Raw genomic sequence first — 23,330 nt, 5'->3', positions numbered from 1 at the left:
CCTCTTTCTGGTGGGTGGTGGGCGCTCAGGGCGAGAGCCCGGTGGCGATGCGCTCGGTGTCGACGCGCATCATGGTCAGGTAGTCGGGGGCGTCGCCGTCGGTCGCGGTGAGCGACTCGGTGAACAGCTCGACGACGTCGACGTGGACGTCCGCCTCGCTCGCCAGGGCCTGCACCAGCCGGTCGGGCGACGACGACTCGGCGAACACGGTCGGGACGCCCGTCGTCTCGACGGCGTCGACCAGGTCGGCGAGGTCGGAGGCCGACGGCGCCGCGAGCGTCGTCCCGCCGGGGATCACGGCCCCGACGACGTCGAAGTCGAAGCGGTCGGCGAGGTAGCCGAAGACGTGGTGGTTCGTCACGAGCGCGCGTCGTTCGGCCGGGATCGCGGCGAACGCCGTGGTCATCTCGGCGTCGAGCCGGTCGAGCTCGGCCCGGTAGTCGGCGGTGCGCGCGGTGAGGGCCGCGCTGTCGACGCCGTCGACCTCGGCGAGTGCCGGCTCGAGGGCGTCGACGACGTCGAGCATGCGTCCGGGATCGGTCCAGAAGTGCGGGTCGGGGGTGCCGGCGGCGTCGCCCTCGCGGTAGTCGAGCACGTCGATCGCGTCGGCCGCGACGAACGAGGGCACGCCGGCGTCGACCGCCGCGTCGAGGTGCTGCTGCAGCCCTTCCTCGAGGCCGAGGCCGTTCGAGACGACGAGGTCGGCCGCCCGCATCCGCGCCGCCTGCTGCGCCGAGATCTCGAACGAGTGCGGGTCGGCGTCCGGCTTCATCAGGGTGACGACCTCGGCCTGGTCGCCGACGAGTTCGCCGACGACGTCGCCGAGGATGTTCGTCGACACGAAGACGACGGGGCGGTCGTCGCCGGCGGGCGCGCAGCCGGTCAGGGCCAGCGCGGCCGCGACGGTCACGGCCGCGATGCGGGCGGCGGTGCGGGCGGCGGTGGGTCGGGCGGTGGCGAGCCCGGACCGGTGGCGGGCCGTCGACGGTGCCCTCATCGCCCGGTCTCCGCGACGAAGGCCGGCTCGGTGGCCGTCTCGAAGCTGCGGGCGATCCGGGCGCCGTCGGCGGGGTCGATCTCGTACAGCCGCCCTTCGACCGGGGCCGAGAGGTACGCGCGTTGCTGGTCGGCGATCAGCGTCGGCGTGCGGCCCGCGGCGAGCGAGTCCGCGACGAGCGGCGCGGTCTCGGCGACGACCTGGCCGGTGGTGCCGTCGAGGACGAGCACCCGGCCGTCCTGCGCGAGGGCCAGGAGGCGCTGGTCGGCGTCGTCCACGGCGGTCACCGTGACCAGCGGCGTCGGTGCCGGCAGCAGCGTCCAGGCCCGGGCCCGGGTGTCGAGCAGCCAGACGCCCTCGGAGCCGGCGAGTCCCGCCACGGTGGGTCGCCCCTCCCGGTTGTCGAACGCGGTGGCCGGGGCCGCCGTGCCTCCCGACGACAGGGCCGTGCCGGCCGGGTAGGGGATGTGCTCGACGACGAGCTCGTCGTCGTCGACGGTCGCGAGCAGCGCGCCGTCCGAGCAGCCGACGACGGCCCCGACGCGGGTGGTGATCGTGCCGGAGGCGTCCGGACAGGCCTCGCGCAGGCCCGTCTCGTCGCCGTCGGCGGTGTGTCCGACGAGCGTCGTCGCCTCGCCGCGACCCTCGGTCACCAGGGCGTACGACCCCACGGGCACGACGAGGCCGGCACCGGGTTCGCCGTCGAGGCGGAACCGTTCCCGCAGCTCGCCCCGTGACAGCGCCTCGGTGTCGAGCAGCACGGCGTCGCCCGAGCCGGCGAAGTGCACGCCGGTCGAGCCCGAGGTCGAGAGGTTCGTGGTCGCGACGGTCACCGGGCCGTCGCCCTCGACCGTGCCGAGGAGGCGCGGGTCGGCCCGGTAGTAGTGGAAGTGGTCCACGTGGTCCCACGTCCAGACCCCGCTGTCGACGATCTCGAGGCCGCGAGGTGTCTCGGCGAACAGGTACCGCCCGTCGGTCTCCACGGCGGTCGGGGCCTCGACCGAGCCGAGCTCGACGACGCTCTCGTCGAGCAGGTCGAGGTGGGCGACCGTGCCCGACGGGTCGATCGTGGTGAGGCCGAGGCGGGGTTCGGCGAGTTCCTCGGCACCGGCGACGGCGCCGTGGCCCTCGCCGGTGGTGTCGCTCGAGTCGGTCGACGACTCCCGGCCGGCGCCGTCACCACCCGGGGAGGTGCCGGTCGAACAGGCGGTCAGCCCGAGGGCGAGCGTGCCGAGCAGGCAGGTCGAGAGGAGGGGGGATCGCATGCGGTCCTTCCGGGTGGGCGTGGTGGGGGTGTGGGTGTGGGCGTGGGCGGGGGAGTGCGGGCTGGTCAGGAGGCGCGGGTCACGACGGGTGCCGTGCTCGCGGACCTCGGGGCGGCGGTGTCGACCCGTCGCTTCCGGCGGCGGCCCACGGCGGCGTGGCCGACGCCCGACAGGGCGGCGAACGCGATGGCCGTCGCCGCGATCGAGGCCCCGGCGGCCGTGGCGGCGTGCCACGAGACGAGCAACCCGACGGCGACGGCGAGCACGCCGATCGCCGCGGAGAGGACCATCCGCGTGGGCAGGCGCGTCGTCCAGTGGCCCGCGGCGACGGCCGGCGCGAGCAGCAGCCCGACGACGAGCAGCGACCCGACGGCCTGGTACGAGGCGACGACGGCGAGCGTGACCAGGCCCACGAGCACGGCCTGGGCCGAGCGAGGACCGAGCCCCAGCACGGCGGCCAGCCGCGGGTCGAGGGCGAGGGCCAGCAGGGGGCGGTGGAAGGCGGCGGCGAGGCCGACGCCGACGATCGTCGCGCCGGCGAGCAGGCCGAGGTCCGTGGAGGTGATCGCGAGGACGTCGCCGAACAGGATCGACGTGGCGTCGGTCGCGAAGCTGCCCGAGTGCGAGATGACGACGACGCCGAGCGCGAGCATCGCGACGAAGAGCAGGCCGATGCTCGTGTCGTACGACAGGCGACCGCGTCGTTGCAGCGCCGCGACGCCCAGGCTCATGACGACGGCGCTGAGCGCCCCGCCGACGAGGACGGGAGCCCCGAGCACGGTCGCGAGGGCGACGCCGGGCAGCATGCCGTGCGCGAGCGCCTCGCCGAGGAAGGCCATGCCGCGCACCACGACCCACGTGCCGACGACCCCGCAGAGGACCGCGACGAGGCCGCCGCCGACGAGGGCGCGCTGGACGAAGTCGAGCGAGAACGGCTCGAGGACGGCGGTGGAGAGGAAGGGCACGAGACACGACCGTAGCTGAGAATGAGAACGCTTATCAACTACAGTGGTCGCATGACGACGAACACCGCCGCCGCTCGCACGACCCTGGCGCGCCTCCTGGGGGTGGGCGTCTCGTTCGGTGAGCGCACGGCCCTGGCCGACGTCGACCTCGACGTGCCCGCCGGTGCCGTCACGGTGGTGGCGGGGCCGAACGGGGCCGGCAAGTCGACGCTGCTCGAGGTGGTCGCCGGCGTCCGGCAGCCGACGTCGGGCACGCGGTCGGTGGCCGCGACGATCGCGTTCGTCCCGCAGCGCACGTCGATCCCGGACGGCCTCCCGGTCACCGTGCGCGACGTCGTGACGGTCGGTGCCTGGGGCCGCGTGGGCCGGTGGCGTCCCCTCGACCGTCGGGCCCGCGCGGCCGTCGACGAGGCGCTCGAGCGCCTGGACGTCGCCGACCTCGCGCCGCGACCGTTCGCCGCGCTCTCAGGGGGTCAGCGGCAGCGCGCGCTCCTCGCCCACGGACTGGCGCGCGGGGCCGACCTGCTGCTGCTCGACGAGCCCACGACCGGGCTCGACGCGGTGAGCGCCGAACGCATCCGGGTGACGCTGCTCGACGAGGCGGCCCGGGGCACGGCCGTCCTCGGTGTCTCGCACGATCCGCTGCTGCTCGACGCGGCACACCGCGTCGTCCGGCTCGAGGCCGGTCGCGTCGTGTGAGGCGGAGGTGGCGTCGAGGACCGCCGTCGCCCGGGCGCCGCACGACGATGAACCCCGTTTCGAACGATGAACCCGGAAGCTTCCGGGTGCATCGTTCGAAACGGGGTTCGTGGGGCGTCGCGCCTCAGTCGTGCCTCAGTCGCGGGTGAGTCGACGGCGATGGGCGATCAGGGTGCCCGCTCCGGCGAGCACGAGCAGCAGGGCCGCAGCCGCTGCCCACCGGGCGTCCGAACCGGTGAAGGCGAGCTGCCCGTCGACCGCCGCCGGGCCCTGACCCTGACCGATCGGCGTCACGCCCGCGCCGGGGTCGACGGGAGAGCCGGGCGCACCAGGCGTACCAGGCGAACCGGGCGTCCCGGGCGTCCCGGGGTCACCGGGCGTGCCGGGCTCGGCCGCCAGGCCGGGGAAGGTCCCGGCGCGCAGCGAGAACCCGTCCGTGTCGTTGTCGTCCGCGTAGAACGTCTGACGGAAGCCGTCGACGCTCGTCGCCGCCGGAGCGATCGCGAAGCCCTCGTTGGCCAGCCCCCGGTCGGCGTTCGCCGGCGCCTCGTAGACGACGTCCTCGGCGAACGTCCCCGACTCGTCGACCGAGAACAGGGCCGTGCGACCCGAGCAGGCCTCGTCGCAGACGACCCAGAGCGCGTCGAGGTCGGCGTCGAACTGCAGGTCGGCGACCAGGGCGAACGACGTCGCGATCGTGGCGACGCGCTCGAACGAACCGTCGTCCATCAGGGCGTAGGCGTAGACGCTCGCGGTGCCCTCGACGCCGATGAAGAACAGCCCGTCACCGTGGCCGGCGTAGGTGGCCGGATCGTAGGAGGCGCCGGTCGCCTCGTCGACGAACCCCGCCTCGGTCAGCCACGAGTCGGGCACCCAGGTGATGCCCTCGAGGCCCGCGTTGGCTCCCAGTCCGGGGAAGTCCGCAGCGAGGTTCCACTCGTCGGTCGCGACGAGCGCGGTGGCCGAGCCGGACGCCGTGGTGTCGTACCGCAGCACCGAGGGGCGGCTGACCGACCCGGACGCGTTGTTGCGCTCGGTCGACACGTAGACGCCACCGGCCGACGAGTCGTCGGCGACCGTGACGCCTTCGGCGTCGACGACGCCGCTCGGGTACAGCAGCTTCTTGCCGGCGGCCCAGCCGTCGGTCGTCTGCGGAGCCCAGCCGCCGGCACCGTCGGACACGACGCGGTAGAGCAGGCCGTCGCCGTTCTGCACGGCCCAGAGCGTGCCGGGGGTCGCGGTGCCGGTCGGCTCGTAGTCGAGTCCGCTCAGGTCGCCCGTGAAGGTGTCCTCGGCGTCCAGGGGGACCTCGTCGGGTCCGCCGGGCCAGGCCAGGGGCACCGTGACGCCGGCGAAGGTGTTCGCCGTTCCCTTGGTGGCGGCCGACGTGACGGCGAAGTCGCCCGTGCCGTCGGGGCCACGGCCGTAGGTGGTGGCGGCGTGCGAGGTCCACGAGTACTCGTCGGCGACGGTCGAGCCGTCGGCCGCCGTCGTGCCGTCCGGCAGCAGCAGGCGCACCGAGTCGGCGCCGCCCAGCCCGAAGTCGAAGCCGGCCGAGGTGGCCGTCTGCTCGTCGAGGACGACGAACCCGCCGGGGGCCACGACGGTCCCGACCGGGATCACGTAGCGGTGCGTCGGGTCGGAGTCGGTCAGCACGTAGCCGCCGAGGTCGACCGACGAGGTGCCCACGGTGGTGAGCTCGACCCAGTCGCCGGGCGCGCCTCCCTGGCTCTCGACCTCGTTGACGCGCACGGGCGACGAGCAGTCGTTCGCCGTGCCCTTCGTGGTCGCGGTCGTCGTCGTCAGTGCGCCGGAGCCGTCGGGGCAGCGGCCGTAGCTGACGGTGCTGTGGACGGTCCAGGCGTACGACGCCACGAGCGTGCCCGCCGTGTCGAACAGGCGTGCCGAGTCGGGCTGGCCGAGACCGAAGTCGAAGCCGACCGGGTTCGAGCCCGAGGCCTGGTCGATCACGAAGAAGGCGCCGGGCTGCACGACCGAACCGGTGGGCAGGGTGAAGGGGGTGCGGACGTCGTCCTCGTCGCGGAAGGTGTAGCCCGAGATGTCGACGGGCGCCGTGCCCACGTTCGTCAGCTCGACCCAGTCGGTGTCGTCGCCGTTCGACTCGACCTCGTTGATCACGATGTCGGTGGTGGCGGGTTCGGCCGGAGCCGGTGCCGGGGTCGTCGGATCGGGGTTCGTCGGGTCGGTCGGCGCCGGTGTCGTCGCACACTCGTTGGCGGTGCCCCGCGTTGCCGCGGCCGTCGTCGCGAACTCGCCGGTGCCGTCGGCGCAGCGGCCGTAGGTCGTCGTCGGGAACTGCGTCCAGGCGTACGAGTCGAGCAGGGTCGTGCCGTCGGCGGCGTAGAGGCGGACGGCGTCGTCGCGTCCGAGCCCGTAGGCGGCGGTGCCCCAGACGGCGTCGTCGTTGACGTCGACGACGAGGCGTGCTCCGGCGGCCAGGACGGTGCCCGCGGGCAACGCCAGGGTGCGCGTGTCGTTGTTGTCGCGCAGCACGAAGCCCGAGACGTCGGTCGGGGTGGCGCCGGTGTTGAGCAGCTCGACCCAGTCGTCGGTCGTGTCGATCTCGTTGACGACGACGTCGGCGTCGGCCGCCAGGGCGGGCAGGGCGCTCGTGGCCACGAGCCCGGCGGCGGCGATCGAGCCGGCCAGGGTCAGGGCGCCGAGGCGGAGCAGGGGCGTGCGCATGCGGGGGTCCGTTCGGTCGGGTGTGGACCGAACCATCTCGGACGGAAGCGACGCCCGGGTGAACACCCCGTGAACGGGACCGCCCGGCCCCGGCCGGTCCGGCCCGCCTCGGCCGGTTCAGCCCGACCCCACAGGTCCGGCCCGACCCGCGACGGCGCGGCAGGACTAGCGTCGCGCACATGGCATCCGACGCGACGACCCTGCGGGTGGGCGACCGCGACGTCCGCATCAGCAGTCCGTCGCGCGTGCTCTGGCCCGACCTCGGCGTCACGAAGCTCGACCTGGCCCGGTACCTGGCCGAGGTCGGCACGCCCTTCGTCGCGGCCAACGGAGACCGCCCGATCTCGCTGCAGCGTTTCGGTGGCGACGTCGACGGTGACCAGTACTTCTCGAAGAACCCGCCGCGCGGCACCCCCGACTACGTGCGAGCCGTCGACGTCACCTACCCGAGCGGCCGCGTGCACCCCCAGCTCGTCATCGACGAGCCCGCCGCCGCGGTCTGGGCCTCTCAGATGAACACCCTGGTCTTCCATCCGTGGGCGTCGCGGGCCGAGCAGCCCGACCTGCCCGACCAGCTGCGCATCGACCTCGATCCGCAGCCCGGCACGGGCTTCGCCGACGCCGTGACCGCCGCACTCGACCTCCGGGCCGTGCTCGACGAGGCGGGCCTCACCGCCTTCGTCAAGACGAGCGGCAACCGCGGCCTGCACGTCTTCGCGCCGATCGAGCCGACGCACGAGTTCCTCGAGGTGCGGCACGCCGTGATCGCCGCCGCCCGGGAGCTCGAGCGCCGCACCCCCGACCGCGTCACCACCGCGTGGTGGAAGGAGGAGCGCGGCGACCGCCTCTTCGTCGACTACAACCAGGCCAACCGCGACCGCACCATGGCGGGGGCGTGGTCTCCTCGGGCGCTGCCCCGCGCCTCCGTGTCCCTGCCGGTCACCTGGGACGACCTGCCGGGCGTCGACCCCGCCGAGCACACCGTGCTGACGGTGCCCGAGCGGCTGCAGACGCACGGCGACCCGTGGGCGGCGATGCACGAGTCGCCCGGGCGCATCGACACGCTCCTCGCCTGGTGGGAGCGCGACGTCGCCGACGGCCTCGGCGAGCTGCCCTTCCCGCCGGACTTCCCCAAGATGCCCGGCGAGCCGCCCCGCGTGCAGCCCAGCCGCGCGCGCAAGCCCACTGCCGACTGAGCACCACACCGCGTGTCGTGCACGGCGCCGCGTCTCGTCGGCGGGCGATGCCCGAAGCGCGGTGCCCTGTGCCCGAGGAGGCGCGGGTCGCCTAGGCGAGCACCTCGCCCAGGTCGTACGCCGCCGGCACCTCGAGCTGGTCGAACCTGCACGAGCGGGCCTCGCGGTCGTCGCGCCACCGTTCGACCTGCACGGTGTGGCGGAACCGGGAACCCTCCATCTGGTCGTACCGCACCTCGACCACGCGCTCGGGGCGCAGCGGGACGAACGACACGTCCTTGCCCGACGAGAAGCGGGTGCGCTCGGTCTCGGCGTGCCGCACCTCGCCGTCGTCGTCGCGGTCGACGAACGGTGCCAACTCGTCGACGAGCTCGAGGCGACGGGCGTCCGAGAACGCGGACGCGCCTCCGACGTTGCGCAGTTCGCCCTCGGCGTCGTACAGGCCGAGCAGCAGCGACCCCACGCCCGAGCCGCTCTTGTGGACGCGGTAGCCGAGCACCACCACGTCCGCGGTGCGGTGGTGCTTGACCTTGAGCATCGTCCGCTTGCCCGGAGCATAGGAGGCGCGGGTCGGCTTCGCGACGACCCCGTCGAGCCCGGCGCCCTCGAACTCGGTCAGCCACCGACGTGCGGTCGCGACGTCGTCGGTGGCCTGGCTGACGTGCAGGGGGTGAGCCGCGCCTCCTGCCGTGCCGGCGGCTTCGCCGTCGGTGCCGACCGTGTCGAGCAGCAGCGCTCGGCGCTCGGCGAACGGGGCGTCGAGCAGGTCGCGGTCGCCCAGGGCGAGCAGGTCGAACGCGACGAACATCGCGGGCGTCTCGACGCTGAGCTTCGCGACGCGCGACGCGGCCGGGTGGATGCGCTGACCGAGGGCGTCCCAGTCGAGCCGTTCGTCGCCGGGCTCACCGGTGCGCACGACGATCTCGCCGTCGAGCACGCAGGGCCCGGGCAGCAGGCGGGCGAGGGCCTCGACCAGCTCGGGGAAGTACCGGGTCAGCATCTTCGAGCCGCGGCTGCCGATCTCGATCGTGAGCGGGGCGGCGTCGGGGCCGTCGGGCCCGGCGTCGGCGGCACGCTCGGCGTAGACGATGCCGCGGAACCCGTCCCACTTGGGCTCGTAGACGAGCCCGCCCTCGACGGAGTCGGGCTCGGGCACGTCGGCCACGGCCTTGGCGAGCATCGGGACGATCGGTTCGGCGGCGGTCGGGATCATGCGCCGAGTCTGCTCTCGCCGGGCGCCCGTGCGGCCAGACCCCGGGAAACCGCCGAGACCCCCGTGCGCGCCGAAGGGTCTCGGCGACTTCCTGGGGTGTGAGCGATCGACGGGAACGCCCGCGACCGGGTTGGATGGGCGGGTGCGTGTCTCTGTGGTCGTCCCCGTCCGAGACGACGGAGCCCTGCTCGACGCGTGCCTCCGGTCGCTCGCGCGGCAGACCCGCGTGCCCGACGAGGTGATCGTCGTCGACAACGGCAGCACGGACGACACCGTCGAGGTGGCCCTGCGGCACGGCGCGCGCGTCGTCACCGAGACCGAGGTCGGCATCGCCGCGGCCGCCAGCACGGGCTACGACGCCGCCGCCGGCGTGGGTTCCGAGGCGGGCACCCCCGCACCCGCCGACCTGATCGGGCGGGTCGACGCCGACAGCGTCCTGCCCCGCACCTGGGTCGCCGACCTGGTCGGCACCCTCGTGGACGAGCCGGACGTGCTCGCCGTCAGCACGAACGCCCGTTTCTACGACGCGCCCGTCGGGGCCGAACGCCTGCTCTCGGCCCTCTACGTCGGCGCGTACCACCTCGTGATCGGGGCCGCCCTGGCGCACTGGCCGCTGTTCGGCTCGACGATGATGATGCGCCGCACCGCCTGGCTCGACGTGCGCGACGAGGTGCACCGGCACGAGACCCTGCTGCACGACGACATGGACCTCGCCTTGCACCTCGGCGACCGCCAGCTCGCCGGCCGGGGCCGCATCGCCTACCGTCGCGACGTCGTGACGGGCATCTCGGCCCGTCCGCTCGACCCGGGCAACGCCCCGTGGCTGCGCACGTACCGGGCGCTGCACTCGTTCACGGTGCACGGCACCGACGGCCTGCCGTGGTCCCGCTGGCTGCGCGCCGACCCGGCCGGCCTCTTCACGCGGCTCGGCTGGGCGCCCTCAGCGGTGGTGGATGCGCGGGCGGCCGTGGCCGACGGCGTCGACCCCCGGTCCGTCGACCCCGTGTCCGTCGGCACCGTCGACACCGGCTCCGGACGAGGAGGCGCGCGCGGCCCGGCCGCGGACGTCGCCTCCCACGAGGAACGGCAGCGCCAGCCCGGCCAGCAGCGAGCCGAGGCCTCCCGCAGCGAGGTCGCCGATCGTGTCGTCGTAGCCGACGAAGATCGCCGAGTCGACGAGGGTGTGGCCCGCCCACTCGCCCATCTCCCACAGGGTGCCGGCCGCCAGGCCGAAGGCGACCGTCACCAGGACTGAGCCGACGCGGGCCGAGCGACCCGCGCCTCCTCGTCCGTCGCCGTGGCCCGGCGACACGACCCAGCCGGCGCGGTGGGCGAGAACGACGAACACCGCGGCCAGCAGGCCGTTGAGCACGAAGTGCACGACCGTGTCGTAGCCGGCGATGCGGGTGTAGAGCTCGAAGACGCTGCTCCAGGCGGCGCCGAGCGCGGCGACGCCCACCATCAGGTCGAACGTCGCCCGGAGGCCGAGCATGCGGGGCACGAGGGTGCCGAGCAGGGCCAGCATCAGCACGGCGATCTCGACGACGCCCCAGCCGACGCCGACCACGACGACGCTCAGGGCGGCGACCACGCGGACGCTGTCGGCCACGTACTCGAGGACGCCGTGCGGGCGGCGGAGGAAGGTCTCGGCGACGGCGGACATCTCAGGACTCCTCGGGGCGGTGCTCGGCGGGGCGCTGTGCGGCTGCGCGTTGTTCGGCGGGACGGGGCTCGGCGCGCCCGATCGACCAGCGCACGACGGCGTGCACCGGGTCGTGGTCGGACGGGGCGACGCCGCCGGGACGGACCCCGCCGACGCCGGCGCGATCGACGTGGGCCCCGGCGTCGACGAGCAACCAGTCCAGGCGACGGCCGCCGGTGCGTGGCGGGCCGTAGTTCGAGTACGAGCCCCAGCCGGGGTCGAGGCGTTCGTCGGCGACCTCGCGGCTGTCGACCAGGCGACCACGAGTCAGTTCGCGGTGCGCGGGGGAGCCGACGCCGGCGTTGAAGTCGCCCATCACGACGACGGGCCCGTCGAGGGCGTCGGTGAAGGTGCGCAGCTGCACGGCGGAGTGCCGCCGCGAGCGGGCCGAGAGGTGGTCGAAGTGCGTCACGACGACGTGCAGTCGGGCCCCGGTCGCGAGGTCGTCGAGCTCGGCGTGGACGGCCGTGCGCGGGATCATGTTGCCGTACGAGCGCGATCCCGGAACCGTGGGGGTGGCCGAGAGCCAGAGCGCCTCGTGACGGACGATCCTCAGCCGGGTGGTGTCGACGTGCAACTCGACGCGCTCGCCGCCGCGGTCGCGGTCGCGACCCGTGCCGACCGAGGCGTAGTCCGAGCCCAGCGCGTCCGTGAGCTGAGCGGACTGGTCGGGCAGCGCCTCCTGGGTGCCCAGCACCGAGGGGCGCTCGGCCTCGAGCAGGAGGCGCAGTGCCGGCAGGCGGGTCGACCACCGGTCGGCCAGCGCGTGACGGGTGCCCAGCACCTGCGGCATGCGCCGCCGCACGTTGTAGGTCATGAGGTGCAGGTCGGGGGCGACGACCGGGCCGACCGTCGGCACGACCCTGTGGTCACCCGGACCGGTGGTGGCGGGGGTGGCGGCGGAGGTGTCGGTCGGGGGCGTCATGGCGTGTGCGACGGTAGGCCGTCGCACACGCCACCGCCCGACTCAGCGCACGCGCTTGATGGGGATGACGGCCAGGGCGCCGAGGATGGCCACCGCGCCGGCGGCCCAGAGCATGACCGTGTAGTTGTCGGACCCGGCGTTGCCGATGCCCAGGAAGAACAGGGCGAGGGCGGGCGCGAGCGACTGGGGCAGCGCGTTGGCGATGTTGATGACGCCGAGGTCCTTGCCCGGGCGGTCGGCGTTCGGCAGGACGTCGACGACGAGCGCCGTGTCGACGGCGGCGTAGATGCCGTAGGCGAAGCCCATGACGATCTCGGCGACGTAGAAGCCGGTGACCGTCTCGGCGTGGGCCAGCAGGATCAGGCCGACCGCGAAGAGGGCGGTCGAGCCTCCGACGAAGACCTTGCGCATCTTGAGCTTGTCGCTCAGCCAGCCCGAGAGGGCGGCGCTCGCCATCAACGCGATCGTGTAGAGCAGGACGCCGAAGGCGACGGCGGCCGTGGCCTCGGCCCTGTCGTCGATGCCGAGGTGGTTCTCCATGTAGAGAAGGCGGTACGTGGTGAACATGAAGGTCGCGAGGATGATCAGGAAGCGCGACCACCAGGCGAAGGCGAAGTCGGGGTTCTTGATGGGGTTGGTCCAGAACGAACTGATCAGGTTGACGAAGGTGAAGGGCTTGAGCTCGTATTCGGGGAGGTCGTCGCGGGCGACGACGCAGTACACGAGGATCAAGACGATCGCGACGATGCCCGGGACGATGAACAGCAGCGGCAGGTCGTCGACGAAGAGCACGGCGAGGTAGATGCCCGCCAGGATGGCCACGTTCTGGGCGAGGGCGATGATGCTCGAGGCCTTGCCTCGTTGGAACTGCGGAACGTTGTCGGCGAAGCTCGCGGTCAAGGTGGCCAGCACGGCATTGGCCGCGACCTGCGCGAGCACCCAGGCCAGGCCGAGTTGGAGCACGCTCGGGGCGAAGGCCAGCCAGGCGAGGGCGATCGTGAAGGCCACGACGCCACCGACGAGATACGGACGGCGCCGACCCCAGCGCGTGCGGGTGCGGTCACTCAGGGCACCGATCAGGGGATTCGCGAGCAGTGCACCGAACGCGCCGAAGGGAAGGACTTGTCCGATGACCCCCTCGGGGTCGGCGGGAACGAGCTGTTGCGCTTTCAGCTGCATGCTGACGAAGACGGGCGCCATGAGCGCGGCGAACAGGCCGAACTGAGCCAGCCCAAGCGCGATCATGTAGCCCCGCGACACCCTCACGGTGCTGACGGGTTGGGTGAGCACGCCCTGCGTGCCGATGGGGCCTGGGTTGGCCATGACGCCTCCTCGAGTCAAAACCTAGTCGCGCTAGGTGTTCGCAGAATACACAGCGGGTGTCGCCCGGGCAAGCCATTGCGTCGATTTGGGACAAACTTTTGTCATCGGTCGACATAAGTGACAGAGTTGGGCGCAGACCACCGGATCCCCTCACGACAAAGGAGTCATCCCATGACCTCGTCACCCTCCGTTCAGCTCTACACGGTCCGAGATGCCGTCTCGGCCGACCTGCAGGGCGCCGTCGCCCGCATCGCCGAGATCGGCTTCACCCAGGTCGAGCCCTACTCGTTCGTCGAGCGTGCCGACGAGTTCGAGAAGGCCTTCGCCGCCTCCGGCGTCACCGCCCCCTCCGGCCACGCCCCCGTGATCGACTCCGACGAGCCCGAGCGCGCCTTCGCCGCGGCGGCCCAGCTCGGCATCGGCACCGTGATCGACCCGTTCATCCCGAGCGACCGCTGGCAGACCGCGGACGACGCCGCGAAGATCGCCGACCGCGTCAACGAGCTGCAGGTCCTCGCCGCGGCGTCGGGCCTGAAGTTCGGCTACCACAACCACCAGTGGGAGTTCGCGAACAAGGTCGACGGCCGTCCCGTCTACGACTTCTTCCTCGAGCGCCTGAACGACGACGTCGTCCTCGAGATCGACACCTTCTGGTCGACCGTCGGCGGCATGGACACCCCGGCGCTGCTGCGTTCGCTGGGTGACCGCGTGCAGTTCCTGCACGTCAAGGACGGCAAGATCTCGGGCGACATCGCGACCGCCCTGCCCAGCAGCGAGAGCGCCCTCGAGGTGCCCGACGCGCTCGCCGCCGCCTTCAAGAACCAGACCCCCGCCGGCCAGGGTGACGTCGACGTCGCCGCCGTGCTCGCCGCGGCGCCGCACGCGCTGCGCGTCGTCGAGTTCGACGACTACGCGAAGGACGTCTTCGAGGGCGTCGCCGAGTCCTTCGCCTGGCTGCAGGAGAACGACAAGTGAGCGGCGTCGACACGACCGCCGGTCGCACGGGACGCGTCGGCGTCGGCGTCATCGGCGCGGGCGTCATCAGCGGCACCTACCTCGAGAACATGACGAAGTTCGCCGACCTCGAGGTGCTCTTCGTCGCCGACCTCGACCTCGACCGTGCCGAGGCGCAGGCCGAGACCTACGGCGTCCCGGGTCACGGCACCGTCGACGAGCTGCTCGCGATCGACGAGATCGAGATCGTCGTCAACCTGACGATCCCGGCCGTGCACGCCGAGGTCGGGCGTCAGATCATCGCCGCTGGCAAGAACGTCTGGAGCGAGAAGCCCCTCGCCCTCGACCACGAGTCCGCGCGCGACCTGCTCGCCGCCGCCGAGGCGGCCGGCGTGCGCGTCGCGTGTGCGCCCGACACCGTGCTCGGAGCCGGCATCCAGACGGCGATGCGCGCCATCGCCCGTGGCGACATCGGCCAGCCCCTGACGGCGACCACGATGTTCCACGTGCCCGGGCCCGAGTCGTGGCACCCCAACCCCGACTTCCTGTTCGCACTCGGAGCCGGTCCGCTCTTCGACATGGGGCCGTACTACGTGACGACCCTGGTGCACGCCTTCGGCTCGGCCAGCCGCGTCAGTGCGGTCTCGTCGAAGTCGTTCGACACCCGCACCATCGGCAGCGGCCCGCGCGCGGGTCAGACCTTCCCGGTCGAGGTGCCGACCCACCACGCGGCGCTCATCGAGTTCGCGGGCGGGCAGTCGGCCCAGTCCACGTTCTCGTTCCAGAACGCGCTGCCCCGCATGGGCTTCGTCGAGATCAGCGGCACCGAGGGCACCCTCGTGCTGCCCGACCCCAACACGTTCGAGGGCGACTCGAGCCTGTGGCGCTTCGGCCAGGACGAGCCCGAGACGCTCGCCGCCGCGGGGTCGACCTACGGCCGTGGCTCGGGCGTGCTCGACCTGGCGCGGGCGATCCGCGGCGGCGACGCCGAGCGCGCCAGCGGGGCCGTCGCCTCGCACGTGCTCGACGTGCTGCTGGCGATCTCGTCCGCCGCCGAGCAGGGTGCGCCGGTCGCGGTCGAGTCCGCCGTGCAGCAGCCGGTGCCGCTCGACGAGAGCTGGGACCCCTCGGCCGCGACGCTCTAGTCCGGCGGGCCGAGCCGGGTCGGGTCCGGCTCGGCTGCCCAGATGTCACGAACGGCCGCTCACCTCGACAGGTGAGCGGCCGTTCGTGACGTCTCGACAGAAACGGGCCCGCCGCGCGGATTCAGGTCGCGCGGCGGGCCCGGGTCTGGTCGGGGGCCTCTCCGGGCCGCCGAGGTGGGCCGGTCGGGGCGGGGCGACCCCGACCGGGCCGGACGACTACGCGGTGCGGATCGAACCGGTGGCGGTGTGGATCGACCCCGTGGCCGTCCGGACCGATGCCGTGGCGGCCGAGAGGCGACGCAGCGCGCTGGCGGTGTAGCGGCCGATCGAGAGGTCGCGGCGAGCCGGGGTGCTGACGTACGAGCCGGGGGCGACGTCGGCGGCCGGCGAGCCGACGTAGGATCCGACCGTCGGCTCGGCGGTCGTGCTGACGTAGCGGCCGCCGAGCGGGGTGACGGCGGTGCGGGTGGTCGTGGCGGTGGTGTTCACGGTGACTCCTCGGGGCTGGGCGGATCGTGCTGGTCGGGGGCCCGCGATCGTGGGATCGAGCGGGCGGTGACCGGCGGGGAGGGCTGCGCCGAGACGTTCGACGGTGGCCCTGGCCTCCGTCGGCGTTGACACCACCATACGCCTTCTTTTGAATGATTCAAAACAACGCGGGCCGATCCTCGGTTTCCGGACAGGACGCCGCACCCCGACCTCTCTCAGAGCGAGGCACCGCCGCAGACGACGAGCGCCTGCCCCGTGATGCTCCGTCCGTGCGGCCCGAGCACGAACGCCACGAGCGCGGCCACGTCGACCGGGTCGACGAGCGCGCCCAGCGGCGGCACGACCGGAGCCGAGGAGGCGCGGGCCGGGTCGGCGAGCATCGGCGTGTCCGTGGGCCCCGGCGCCACGACGTTGGCGGTGATGCCCCGCGGCGCCAGTTCGGCCGCCCAGCTGCGGGCCAGCGCGACCTGGGCCGCCTTCGTCGCCGCGTACTGGCTCTTGCCCGCGACACCGACGGCCGTTCGGCTGCCGATCAGCACGATGCGACCGCCGTCGGACAGTCGGTCGACGAGCGCGTCGACGAGGGCGGCCCCGGCCCCCACATGCACGGCGAACATGCCCTCGAGCGCGGCGGGATCGAGTCGGCCGAGCGGGGCGGCGACCTGGAACCCGGCCGCGTGGACGATCGCGTCGACCGGCTCGACGTCGGCGACCGCCGCCGCGACGCCACCGGGCACCGACAGGTCACAGCCGAGCCACGAGAACCCTTCGCCCAGGTCGACCGGGCGCCGGCTGAGCCCGGTCACCCGCCACCCCTCGGCCGAGAGGAACCCGGCGATCGCCCGCCCGATGCCCGAGCTGCAGCCCGTGACGACGGCGTGCCGAACGGCCCCGGCCCCGCCCCGTGTCTCGTCGCCGACCACGATTCAGTCCCCGGCGTCCGAGCCGGGCAGCCCGGGCAGGTCGGCGGGCGACAGGCGCACGTGGCGGATCGCCCGGCGGTGCCAGGTGTAGGCCACGTGCACGGCGCCGTCGCTCGTCTGCGTGATGCTCGGGTACGACAGCTCGCGGTTCAGCCCGTCCCGCGAGTTGTTCGAGAGGCACCAGCCGTCGCCGTCCTCGAGGTCGACGCGGTGCGGCCAGCTGCGACCGCCGTCCGTCGACACGGCCAGCGACATCGGAGCCCGGGGCGTGCCCCAGAACGCCGTGCGGTCCGGGGTCGTCACGTCGTCCGCGGCACCGACGGCCGAGGAGGCGCGGGGCGACCCGGCCGGGACGCCCGCCGAGGTCGTCGACCCGGCCCGCGCCTCCTGGTCGACGTCCGCGTCCGCGCCGGGCAGCATCGCCTGCTCGACGATGCCGGACTCGTCGATCTCGTCGTAGAGCCCGAGGCGGCGCTGGGTCGTGGCGTCCGCGCGGCGGTGGTTGTAGACGATCGCGAGGCGCCCGTCGGCGAGTGGGACCCACTGCACCGAGGAGTTGTTGTTGGGCATCTCGGTCGGCGCGGGCGCCGTCCAGGTGCGGCCGCCGTCGGTCGAGCGGGACTCGTGGACGGCGTCGGCCCAGCGGCTGCGGAAGAGGGCGAGCAGCGAGCCGTCGGGCAGCTCGTGCACGTTCATGTGCACGGCCCCCGTGCTGCCCGGGACGGCGACCTCACCCCACGTGCTGCCGCCGTCCCGGGAGGTCATCACCGAGCTCGTGTCGTGGTCGCCCACCCACGCCTGCCCGGGGGTGGTCACGCAGCGGAAGACCGGCACGAGCAGGTCGCCGTCCCGGGTGACGATCGGCGGCTGCCGCACGAAGACGCCTCCGGTCTCGTCGGCCGCGAAGAGCGTCGACGGCTCGCCCCAGGTCGCCCCTCCGTCGGTTGAGACCCGGCGGCGCACCTCGGCCGAGTCCTGGTTGCCCGCCCGCTGAGCGGTGTAGAGCAGCCAGACGTCGCCCGAGGGGGCCGTGAAGAGAACGGGGTTCTGCTCGGAGCGCGCGGGATCGTCGCTGAGCCGCACGGGCTCGGACCACACCTCGCCGTCGAGGGTCGAGAACCAGACGTGGATGTCCGAGACGCCCTCCTGCGTGCCGCCGAACCAGACGCAGGCCAGGCGACCGTCGGGCAGTTCGGCGAGGTTGGCCGCGTGCGACTGCACCGTCGCCGTGGGCAGGTACGACCACGAGCGTCCCGCCGCGTCGGGTCGCAGTCGGCCGTCGGCGACGACGTCGTCCGCGCCGTCTGCGCCGACCGGGACCGCGTCGACCGGGACCGCGGCGCCCGCATCCGCCGCGGTGTCCTGCGTGCTCACGCCGCGCCTCCTGCGGTCGCGTCGGGCTCGTCCGTCGCGGTCGCCCGCTGCAGGTGGTCGCGTGCGGCGGCCTCGAGGTGGTTGAGGTCACCGGCGACCGTGGCGAACGTGTAGCCCGCGGCGAGCCGCTGCCGGGCGACGTCCCCGTGCGGCGTGTGGATGCCGGCGGCGATGCCCGCCGCCTCGGCCGCCGCCGCCACGCGGACGAGGGCGGCGTCGAAGGCCTCCTGCACGGCCGGGTCGCCCGGGAAGGCCCCGCCGACCGCGATGCACAGGTCGCTCGGCCCGACGTAGAGGCCGTCGAGCCCGGGCGTCGCGGCGATCGCCTCGACGTTCGCGAGCCCGTCGGGCGTCTCGATCATGGCGAGCACGATCGTCGTGTCGTTCGCGTCGGCCGGCACGGGGCCGATGCGCAGGCTCGACCGCATGGGTCCGTACGAACGGCGGCCGTGCGGCGGGTACTTCGCGCTGCGCACGGCGGACGCGGCGTCCTCGGCCGTGTCGACGAGCGGCACGATGATGCCCGCGGCGCCCGCGTCGAGGGCCTTGCCGATCGGCGTGATGTCGTTCGCCTCGACCCGCACCAGGCCGGCCGAGGTCTGCCCCGCGTCGATCGCGAGCAGGCCGGTCATCATGCCCGCGTAGCCGAAGAGACCGTGCTGCGCGTCGAGGCAGACGTAGTCGTAGCCGAGCCGCGCGATGCGCTCGGTCGCGGGCGGGGCGTCGAGGGTGATCCAGTAGCCGACCGCCCTCTCGCGGCGGCGGATCGTGCGGGCGAAGTCGCTGGCGGTGCTCATGGTGCTCTCTCTCGTGCGGTGCGTGCGGTTCGGTCGGGGGAGATCAGGAGGCGCGGGTCAGCGCGCGTACGGAGGCATCGGCCCCCGCAACGAGCGCCCGACCTCGTCGCAGGCCGCCACCACCTCGTCGGGCAGCGGCCCGTCGGCGATCGCGGCGACGTTGGCGGTCAGCTGCTCGGGCCTCGACCCGCCGAGCAGCACCGAGCCGACCTCGGGTCGGTACGCCACCCAGCGCAGGGCGAGTTCGACGAGCGTCACCCCGGCCTCGGCCGCGACGCCCGAGAGTCGGTCGATCGCGGCGAACAGGCCGGCGTCCCAGTAGCGCTTCGTGTACATCTCCGCGAGGGCCGAGTCGCCGAAGCGTCCGTCGGCCGGCGTCTCGTCGAAGCGGTGCCTCCCGGTCAGCAGGCCACCGCCGAGCGGGTTGTAGACCATCGTCTCGAGCCCGTGGACGCTCGCGAACTCGAGGTACTCGTCGTCGAGACGCCGGGCGACGAGGTTGCACAGCTGTTGCGCGACGACCGGGCGGGGAGCCCCCACGGCGTCGGCCACGCGTTCGACGTCGCCGATCTGCCAGGCGGCGTAGTTCGAGACGCCGAGCGAGAGCACCTTGCCCTCGGCGACGAGGGCGGCGACCGTCGACAGGGTCTCCTCGAGCGGGGTCAGTCGGTCGGGCTGGTGCAGGTAGAACAGGTCGAGCCGGTCGGTGCCGAGTCGACGCAGGCTGGCTTCGACGCTCGCGCGCAGGGCCACGGCCGACAGCGGTGGCAGTCCACCCGCGTCGGCGTGCGGCATGCCGGCCTTCGAGGCCAGCACGACCTCGTCGCGTCGGCCCGCGAGCAAACGGCCGAGCATCGTCTCGGTCGTCCCGCCGACGTAGGCGTTGGCCGTGTCGATCCAGGTGACGCCCGTGTCGCGCGCGGTGTCGAACATGCGGGCGGCGGTGGCCTCGTCGACGGTGTCGCCGAAGGTCATCGTGCCGAGCACGAGCCGAGGAGGCGCGGTGCGGGTCATGCGGTGGCTCCCAACGAGAGGCTGCGGACGACGTGGCGCGGCTTCACGCCCGTCATCGTGGCGGGGTCGAGGGCGGCCCGGCGCAACCGCCGCGTGTAGTCCTCGGCGGGCGAGGTGAGCACCTGCGCCGTGGCGCCCTGCTCGACGACGGCGCCCTGCTTCATGACGAGCACGCTCTCGCTGATCTGCTGCACGACGCCGAGGTTGTGCGAGATGACGACGTAGGTGATGCCGGTGTCGACCTGGATCTCGCGCAGCAGCTCGAGCACCTGCGCCTGCACCGACACGTCGAGCGCGCTGGTGGCCTCGTCGCAGATGAGCAGGTCGGGGCTCGAGGCGAGCGCCCGGGCGATGCCGATGCGCTGGCGCTGGCCACCCGAGAACTCGTGCGGGCGACGGTCGAGCGCGGTCGACGGCAGGCCGACGCGGTCGATCAGGCGGGCCGCCTCGGTGGCGCGGTCCTGCGCCGACCGCACACCCTTCAACCGCAGCGGCTCGGCGACGATGTCCCGGGCGCTCAGGTGCGGGTCGAGCGAGCCGTAGGGGTCTTGGAAGACCATCTGGAACCGGTGCCTCAGGGGCCGCAACCGCGCCTCCGACAGGGTCGCCAGGTCGGTGCCGTCGAGCACGATGCGCCCGCTGGTCGGCTGCAGCAGTCGCATGACCGCCTTGGCGATCGTGGACTTGCCGCAGCCGGACTCGCCCACGATGGCGAAGGTGCTGCCGCGGCGCACCGAGAACGACACGTGGTCGACGGCGCGGTGCGCGGCCCCGCCGCTGCCGTAGTCGACGACGAGGTCGTCGACCTCCAGGATGGTGTCAGACACGGGTGGCCTCCGGTCGGTCGGTGCTGGTCGTGGCGGGCGGGGTCGGGGTCTCGTCCCAGGCGCCCAGGGTGGGCACTGCGGCGAGCAGCCCCTGCGTGTAGGGCTCGGCCGGATGCTCGACGATCTGTCGCACGTCGCCCGACTCGACGAAGACGCCGGCCTTCATGACGTGGATGCGGTCGGACACCAGGCGGGCGACGCCGAGGTCGTGGGTGATCATCAGCAGGCCGATGCCGCGCTGCTCCTGCAGTTCGAGCAGCAGGTCGAGGATGCCGGCCTGCACCGTCACGTCCAGGGCGCTGGTCGGCTCGTCGGCGACGATCAGCTGCGGCTCGCAGGCCAGCGCGATCGCGATCAGCACGCGTTGCAGCATGCCGCCCGAGAGCTGATGAGGGAACTTCCTCAGCTGGGCCGCCGGATCGGGGATGTGCACCTGTTCGAGAAGACGGACCGCCCGGGCCGTGACGGCGGCTCGACCGCTGGCGGCCCCGGCGATGCGGATCGCCTCACCGAGCTGCGAGCCGATCGACCGCACAGGGCTGAGCGCCGTCATGGGGTCCTGCGGGATCAGCGCGACGGCCCGACCCCGCACCTTCCGCACCGCCGAGGCGGAGGAGAGCACGTCGAGGCCCGTGATGCGGACGTGTCCCGAGACGACGGCGAGGTCGGCGGGCAGCAGCTGCAGCACGCCCATCGCGGTGGTCGACTTGCCCGAGCCGGACTCGCCGATGATCGTGACGGTCTCGCCGCGGGCGATGTGGAACGAGACGCCGTCGACGGCGCGCACGATGCCGTTCGTCGTCATCAGCTCGATCTGCAGGTCACGCACCTCGAGCAGCAGGTCGGGCTCGACGGTGTCGTCGGTGGCGAGGCTCATGCGATCGATCCCTTCTTCTCGGCCGAGGCCGACGGGCGCAGCCCGACGAACCGACGGAGGCGCGAGGCCGCCGTCCGGCGCGGCCGGTCCCGCAGGGCGTCGCCCAGCAGGTTCACCCCGACGACGAGCAGCACGATGAACAGGCCCGGGATCGTGACCATCCACCAGGCCGTCGTGACGTAGTCCTGGCCGTCCGAGATGATGCGGCCCCAGGTGGCGAACGGCCGCTGCGGGCCCGCCCCGAGGAAGCTCAGGGCGCTCTCGAGCAGCACGGCCTGGGCGAGCAGCAGCAGCACGACGAGCGTCGCCTGCTTGATGACGTTCGGCACGACGTGGCGCAGAAGGATCGTGAAGCGGTTCAGGCCGAGCGTCCGGGCCGACGAGACGTACGGCTTCTCGCGCTCCACGAGCACGAGCGAGCGGGTCAGCCGGGCCACCTCGGGCCATTGCGCGATGGCGATGACGAAGGTGATCACGGGGATCGACGGGCCGAACAGCGCCACGACGAGCAGCAGCATCATGAGCAGCGGCAGCGACATCTGGGCCTCGAGCAGCCGGCTGATGAGCGTGTCGGCCCAGCGCCCGTAGAACCCGGCGATCGAGCCGAGCACGACGCCGATCGCCCCCGAGACGAGGACGGCGAGCACGCCGATCGCGAGCGAGACCTGGCCGCCGTGCAGCACGCGCGAGAGCAGGTCGCGGCCGAGCTGGTCGGTGCCGAACAGGTGACCGGCGGTGAACGGAGGCGCGAGGCGGTTGCCGAGGTCCTGGCCGTTCGCGTCGGGCAGCGGCAGGGCCTGCGCCAGCACGATCGGGATGATGACCACGAGGGCGGAGATCGCGCCGACCCAGAGCTTGACCCGTGCGGCGGAGGTCCGTCGGGCCGCCTCCGACCTCTTCAGCAGGCGCGGCGTGACCGCGGTGGGTCGCGCCTCCTCGGGGGTCCGGATGGACGGGCCGGCGGTCGCCGGGCCGGACGGGCGTCCGGTGGTGTCGGTGTGGGTCATGCGGCACTCGCCTTTCCGAGCCGCACGCGCGGATCGAGCAGGGGATAGGCGAGGTCGATCAGCAGCTGGACGCCGACGGCGAGCAGCGACGTGACCAGCACGGTCGCCTGGATGAGGGGATAGTCGCGGGTCTCGAGCGCCCGCACGATGAGCGACCCGACGCCGGGCCAGGCGAACACGACCTCGACCACGACGACGCCGTTGAGCATCGCCGCGAAGCGGGTGCCGAGGGCCGTGAAGACCGGGATCGCCGAGTTGCCCATGGCGTAGCGCCAGGTCAGGGCCCGCTCCGAGACGCCGCGCGACCGGGCCACGGTCAGGTAGGGCGCCGAGAAGTTGGTCGCCATCTCGCGTCGCACGAGCCGGGAGATGAGGGCCACCTGCAGGATGGCGATCGTCACGGTCGGCAGGACGAGGCCGCCCCAGGTCGCGAAGCCCGAGGCCGGGAAGATCGGGATCACGACGGCGAAGGCGCTGAGCAGCAGGATGCCGGTCCAGAAGTCGGGCATCGACTGGCCCGCGATCGCGACGACGTTGACGCCGGTCTCGCTGCGGGTGTCGGTGCGGCGGGCCATCCAGACGCCGAGCGGGATCGACACGACCGCCGCCAGCAGGATCGCCGCGAACGAGAGCGTCAGCGTGTACGGCAGCCGTTCGAGGACGACCTGCACGGCCGGCGCCTGGAACGAGTACGACGTGCCCAGGTTGCCCGTGAACAACTGCTGCAGGAACACGCCGTACTGCTGCAGCAGCGGGTCGTCCAGGCCGAACTGCTCGCGCACGGCGGCGAGCTGCTCGTTCGTCGCGAGCGGCCCGGCGTAGGCCACGGCCGGGTCGCCGGGGGCGAGGCGGATCAGCACGAAGACCGTCGACACCGTGAGGAACACGGTGAGCAGGCCCTGGCCGAGGCGTTTGAGGATGTAGGTCGCCAT

The 23,330-nt window shown here is 73.2% G+C and carries 21 protein-coding genes; 5 read left to right on the top strand and 16 right to left on the bottom strand.

Annotation, left to right across the window (positions count from 1 at the left end):
* Positions 1-25 precede the first annotated feature (25 nt).
* The 3 genes from aztC to aztB all read right to left on the bottom strand — a co-directional run bounded on the left by aztC (position 26) and on the right by aztB (position 3,227).
* Positions 26-997, bottom strand: coding sequence for a zinc ABC transporter substrate-binding protein AztC (aztC, locus tag SJY14_RS14565; protein WP_396599260.1), 972 nt, complete (start codon positions 995-997; stop codon positions 26-28).
* Positions 994-2,262, bottom strand: a complete 1,269-nt coding sequence (locus SJY14_RS14560; protein ID WP_071254867.1) for an ABC transporter — start codon at positions 2,260-2,262, stop codon at positions 994-996. Before SJY14_RS14560 ends, aztC begins: the two co-directional genes overlap by 4 nt.
* 65 nt (positions 2,263-2,327) lie before the next feature.
* Positions 2,328-3,227: a zinc ABC transporter permease AztB gene (gene aztB, locus SJY14_RS14555; RefSeq protein ID WP_396599259.1), complete on the bottom strand. Its 900-nt coding sequence runs from the start codon at positions 3,225-3,227 to the stop codon at positions 2,328-2,330.
* Positions 3,228-3,278: 51 nt separating this feature from the next.
* Here aztB and aztA point away from each other — a divergent pair, with 51 nt between their 5' ends.
* The gene (gene aztA, locus SJY14_RS14550; RefSeq protein ID WP_396599258.1) at positions 3,279-3,926 is read left to right on the top strand and encodes a zinc ABC transporter ATP-binding protein AztA; all 648 of its coding nucleotides are present in this window, start codon (positions 3,279-3,281) and stop codon (positions 3,924-3,926) included.
* A gap of 135 nt (positions 3,927-4,061) precedes the next feature.
* Here the strand turns inward: aztA and SJY14_RS14545 are convergent, their stop codons facing one another.
* On the bottom strand, positions 4,062-6,632 hold the full coding sequence (locus SJY14_RS14545; RefSeq protein ID WP_396599257.1) for a lamin tail domain-containing protein: 2,571 nt from the start codon (positions 6,630-6,632) through the stop codon (positions 4,062-4,064).
* Positions 6,633-6,811: 179 nt separating this feature from the next.
* Between SJY14_RS14545 and ligD the strand changes: the two genes are divergently transcribed.
* Positions 6,812-7,828 (top strand): non-homologous end-joining DNA ligase, encoded by a 1,017-nt coding sequence (gene ligD / locus SJY14_RS14540; RefSeq protein ID WP_396599256.1) that lies wholly within the window; start codon positions 6,812-6,814, stop codon positions 7,826-7,828.
* A gap of 91 nt (positions 7,829-7,919) precedes the next feature.
* Here the strand turns inward: ligD and SJY14_RS14535 are convergent, their stop codons facing one another.
* Entirely contained in the window at positions 7,920-9,041 is a 1,122-nt protein-coding gene (locus tag SJY14_RS14535) for an ATP-dependent DNA ligase (RefSeq protein WP_396599255.1), read from the bottom strand.
* Positions 9,042-9,183: 142 nt separating this feature from the next.
* On the opposite strand from SJY14_RS14535, the gene SJY14_RS14530 reads away from it, so the two are divergent.
* Entirely contained in the window at positions 9,184-10,296 is a 1,113-nt protein-coding gene (locus SJY14_RS14530) for a glycosyltransferase family A protein (protein WP_396599254.1), read from the top strand.
* A 409-nt stretch (positions 10,297-10,705) separates the two neighbouring features.
* Here SJY14_RS14530 and SJY14_RS14525 read toward each other — a convergent pair whose 3' ends face one another.
* Positions 10,706-11,668 carry an endonuclease/exonuclease/phosphatase family protein gene (locus SJY14_RS14525; protein WP_396599253.1) on the bottom strand — a complete coding sequence of 321 codons (963 nt, stop codon included), beginning with the start codon at positions 11,666-11,668 and terminating at the stop codon, positions 10,706-10,708.
* Positions 11,669-11,710: 42 nt separating this feature from the next.
* Positions 11,711-12,991, bottom strand: coding sequence for an MFS transporter (locus SJY14_RS14520; RefSeq protein WP_071254891.1), 1,281 nt, complete (start codon positions 12,989-12,991; stop codon positions 11,711-11,713).
* A 171-nt stretch (positions 12,992-13,162) separates the two neighbouring features.
* Here SJY14_RS14520 and SJY14_RS14515 point away from each other — a divergent pair, with 171 nt between their 5' ends.
* Both SJY14_RS14515 and SJY14_RS14510 read left to right on the top strand, forming a co-directional pair.
* The gene (locus SJY14_RS14515) at positions 13,163-13,966 is read left to right on the top strand and encodes a sugar phosphate isomerase/epimerase (protein ID WP_055970859.1); all 804 of its coding nucleotides are present in this window, start codon (positions 13,163-13,165) and stop codon (positions 13,964-13,966) included.
* Entirely contained in the window at positions 13,963-15,090 is a 1,128-nt protein-coding gene (locus SJY14_RS14510) for a Gfo/Idh/MocA family protein (protein WP_396599252.1), read from the top strand. Before SJY14_RS14515 ends, SJY14_RS14510 begins: the two co-directional genes overlap by 4 nt.
* A gap of 216 nt (positions 15,091-15,306) precedes the next feature.
* On the opposite strand, the gene SJY14_RS14505 is transcribed toward SJY14_RS14510, so the two are convergent.
* The 9 genes from SJY14_RS14505 to SJY14_RS14465 form a co-directional block, all read right to left on the bottom strand.
* Complete coding sequence (locus tag SJY14_RS14505; protein ID WP_396599251.1) at positions 15,307-15,579, bottom strand: hypothetical protein; 273 nt, start codon at positions 15,577-15,579, stop codon at positions 15,307-15,309.
* Between the two features lie 215 nt (positions 15,580-15,794).
* Complete coding sequence (locus tag SJY14_RS14500) at positions 15,795-16,502, bottom strand: SDR family NAD(P)-dependent oxidoreductase (RefSeq protein ID WP_071254899.1); 708 nt, start codon at positions 16,500-16,502, stop codon at positions 15,795-15,797.
* Positions 16,503-16,505: 3 nt separating this feature from the next.
* Entirely contained in the window at positions 16,506-17,876 is a 1,371-nt protein-coding gene (locus SJY14_RS14495) for an exo-alpha-sialidase (protein ID WP_396599250.1), read from the bottom strand.
* Positions 17,873-18,673 (bottom strand): HpcH/HpaI aldolase/citrate lyase family protein, encoded by an 801-nt coding sequence (locus tag SJY14_RS14490; protein ID WP_396599249.1) that lies wholly within the window; start codon positions 18,671-18,673, stop codon positions 17,873-17,875. Before SJY14_RS14490 ends, SJY14_RS14495 begins: the two co-directional genes overlap by 4 nt.
* Before the next feature lie 57 nt (positions 18,674-18,730).
* Entirely contained in the window at positions 18,731-19,687 is a 957-nt protein-coding gene (locus SJY14_RS14485) for an aldo/keto reductase (RefSeq protein WP_396599248.1), read from the bottom strand.
* Complete coding sequence (locus tag SJY14_RS14480; RefSeq protein ID WP_396599247.1) at positions 19,684-20,514, bottom strand: ABC transporter ATP-binding protein; 831 nt, start codon at positions 20,512-20,514, stop codon at positions 19,684-19,686. Before SJY14_RS14480 ends, SJY14_RS14485 begins: the two co-directional genes overlap by 4 nt.
* On the bottom strand, positions 20,507-21,391 hold the full coding sequence (locus SJY14_RS14475) for an ABC transporter ATP-binding protein (protein WP_396599246.1): 885 nt from the start codon (positions 21,389-21,391) through the stop codon (positions 20,507-20,509). Before SJY14_RS14475 ends, SJY14_RS14480 begins: the two co-directional genes overlap by 8 nt.
* Positions 21,388-22,398 carry an ABC transporter permease gene (locus SJY14_RS14470; protein WP_396599245.1) on the bottom strand — a complete coding sequence of 337 codons (1,011 nt, stop codon included), beginning with the start codon at positions 22,396-22,398 and terminating at the stop codon, positions 21,388-21,390. The genes SJY14_RS14475 and SJY14_RS14470 overlap by 4 nt, the downstream gene beginning before the upstream one ends.
* On the bottom strand, positions 22,395-23,330 hold the full coding sequence (locus tag SJY14_RS14465) for an ABC transporter permease (RefSeq protein WP_043594466.1): 936 nt from the start codon (positions 23,328-23,330) through the stop codon (positions 22,395-22,397). Before SJY14_RS14465 ends, SJY14_RS14470 begins: the two co-directional genes overlap by 4 nt.

This window comes from Frigoribacterium sp. R86507, from assembly GCF_044597695.1.
GTDB lineage: Bacteria > Actinomycetota > Actinomycetes > Actinomycetales > Microbacteriaceae > Frigoribacterium.
Note: the sequence above shows the minus strand (reverse complement) of the source record. Positions and strands in the feature narration are given on the sequence as shown.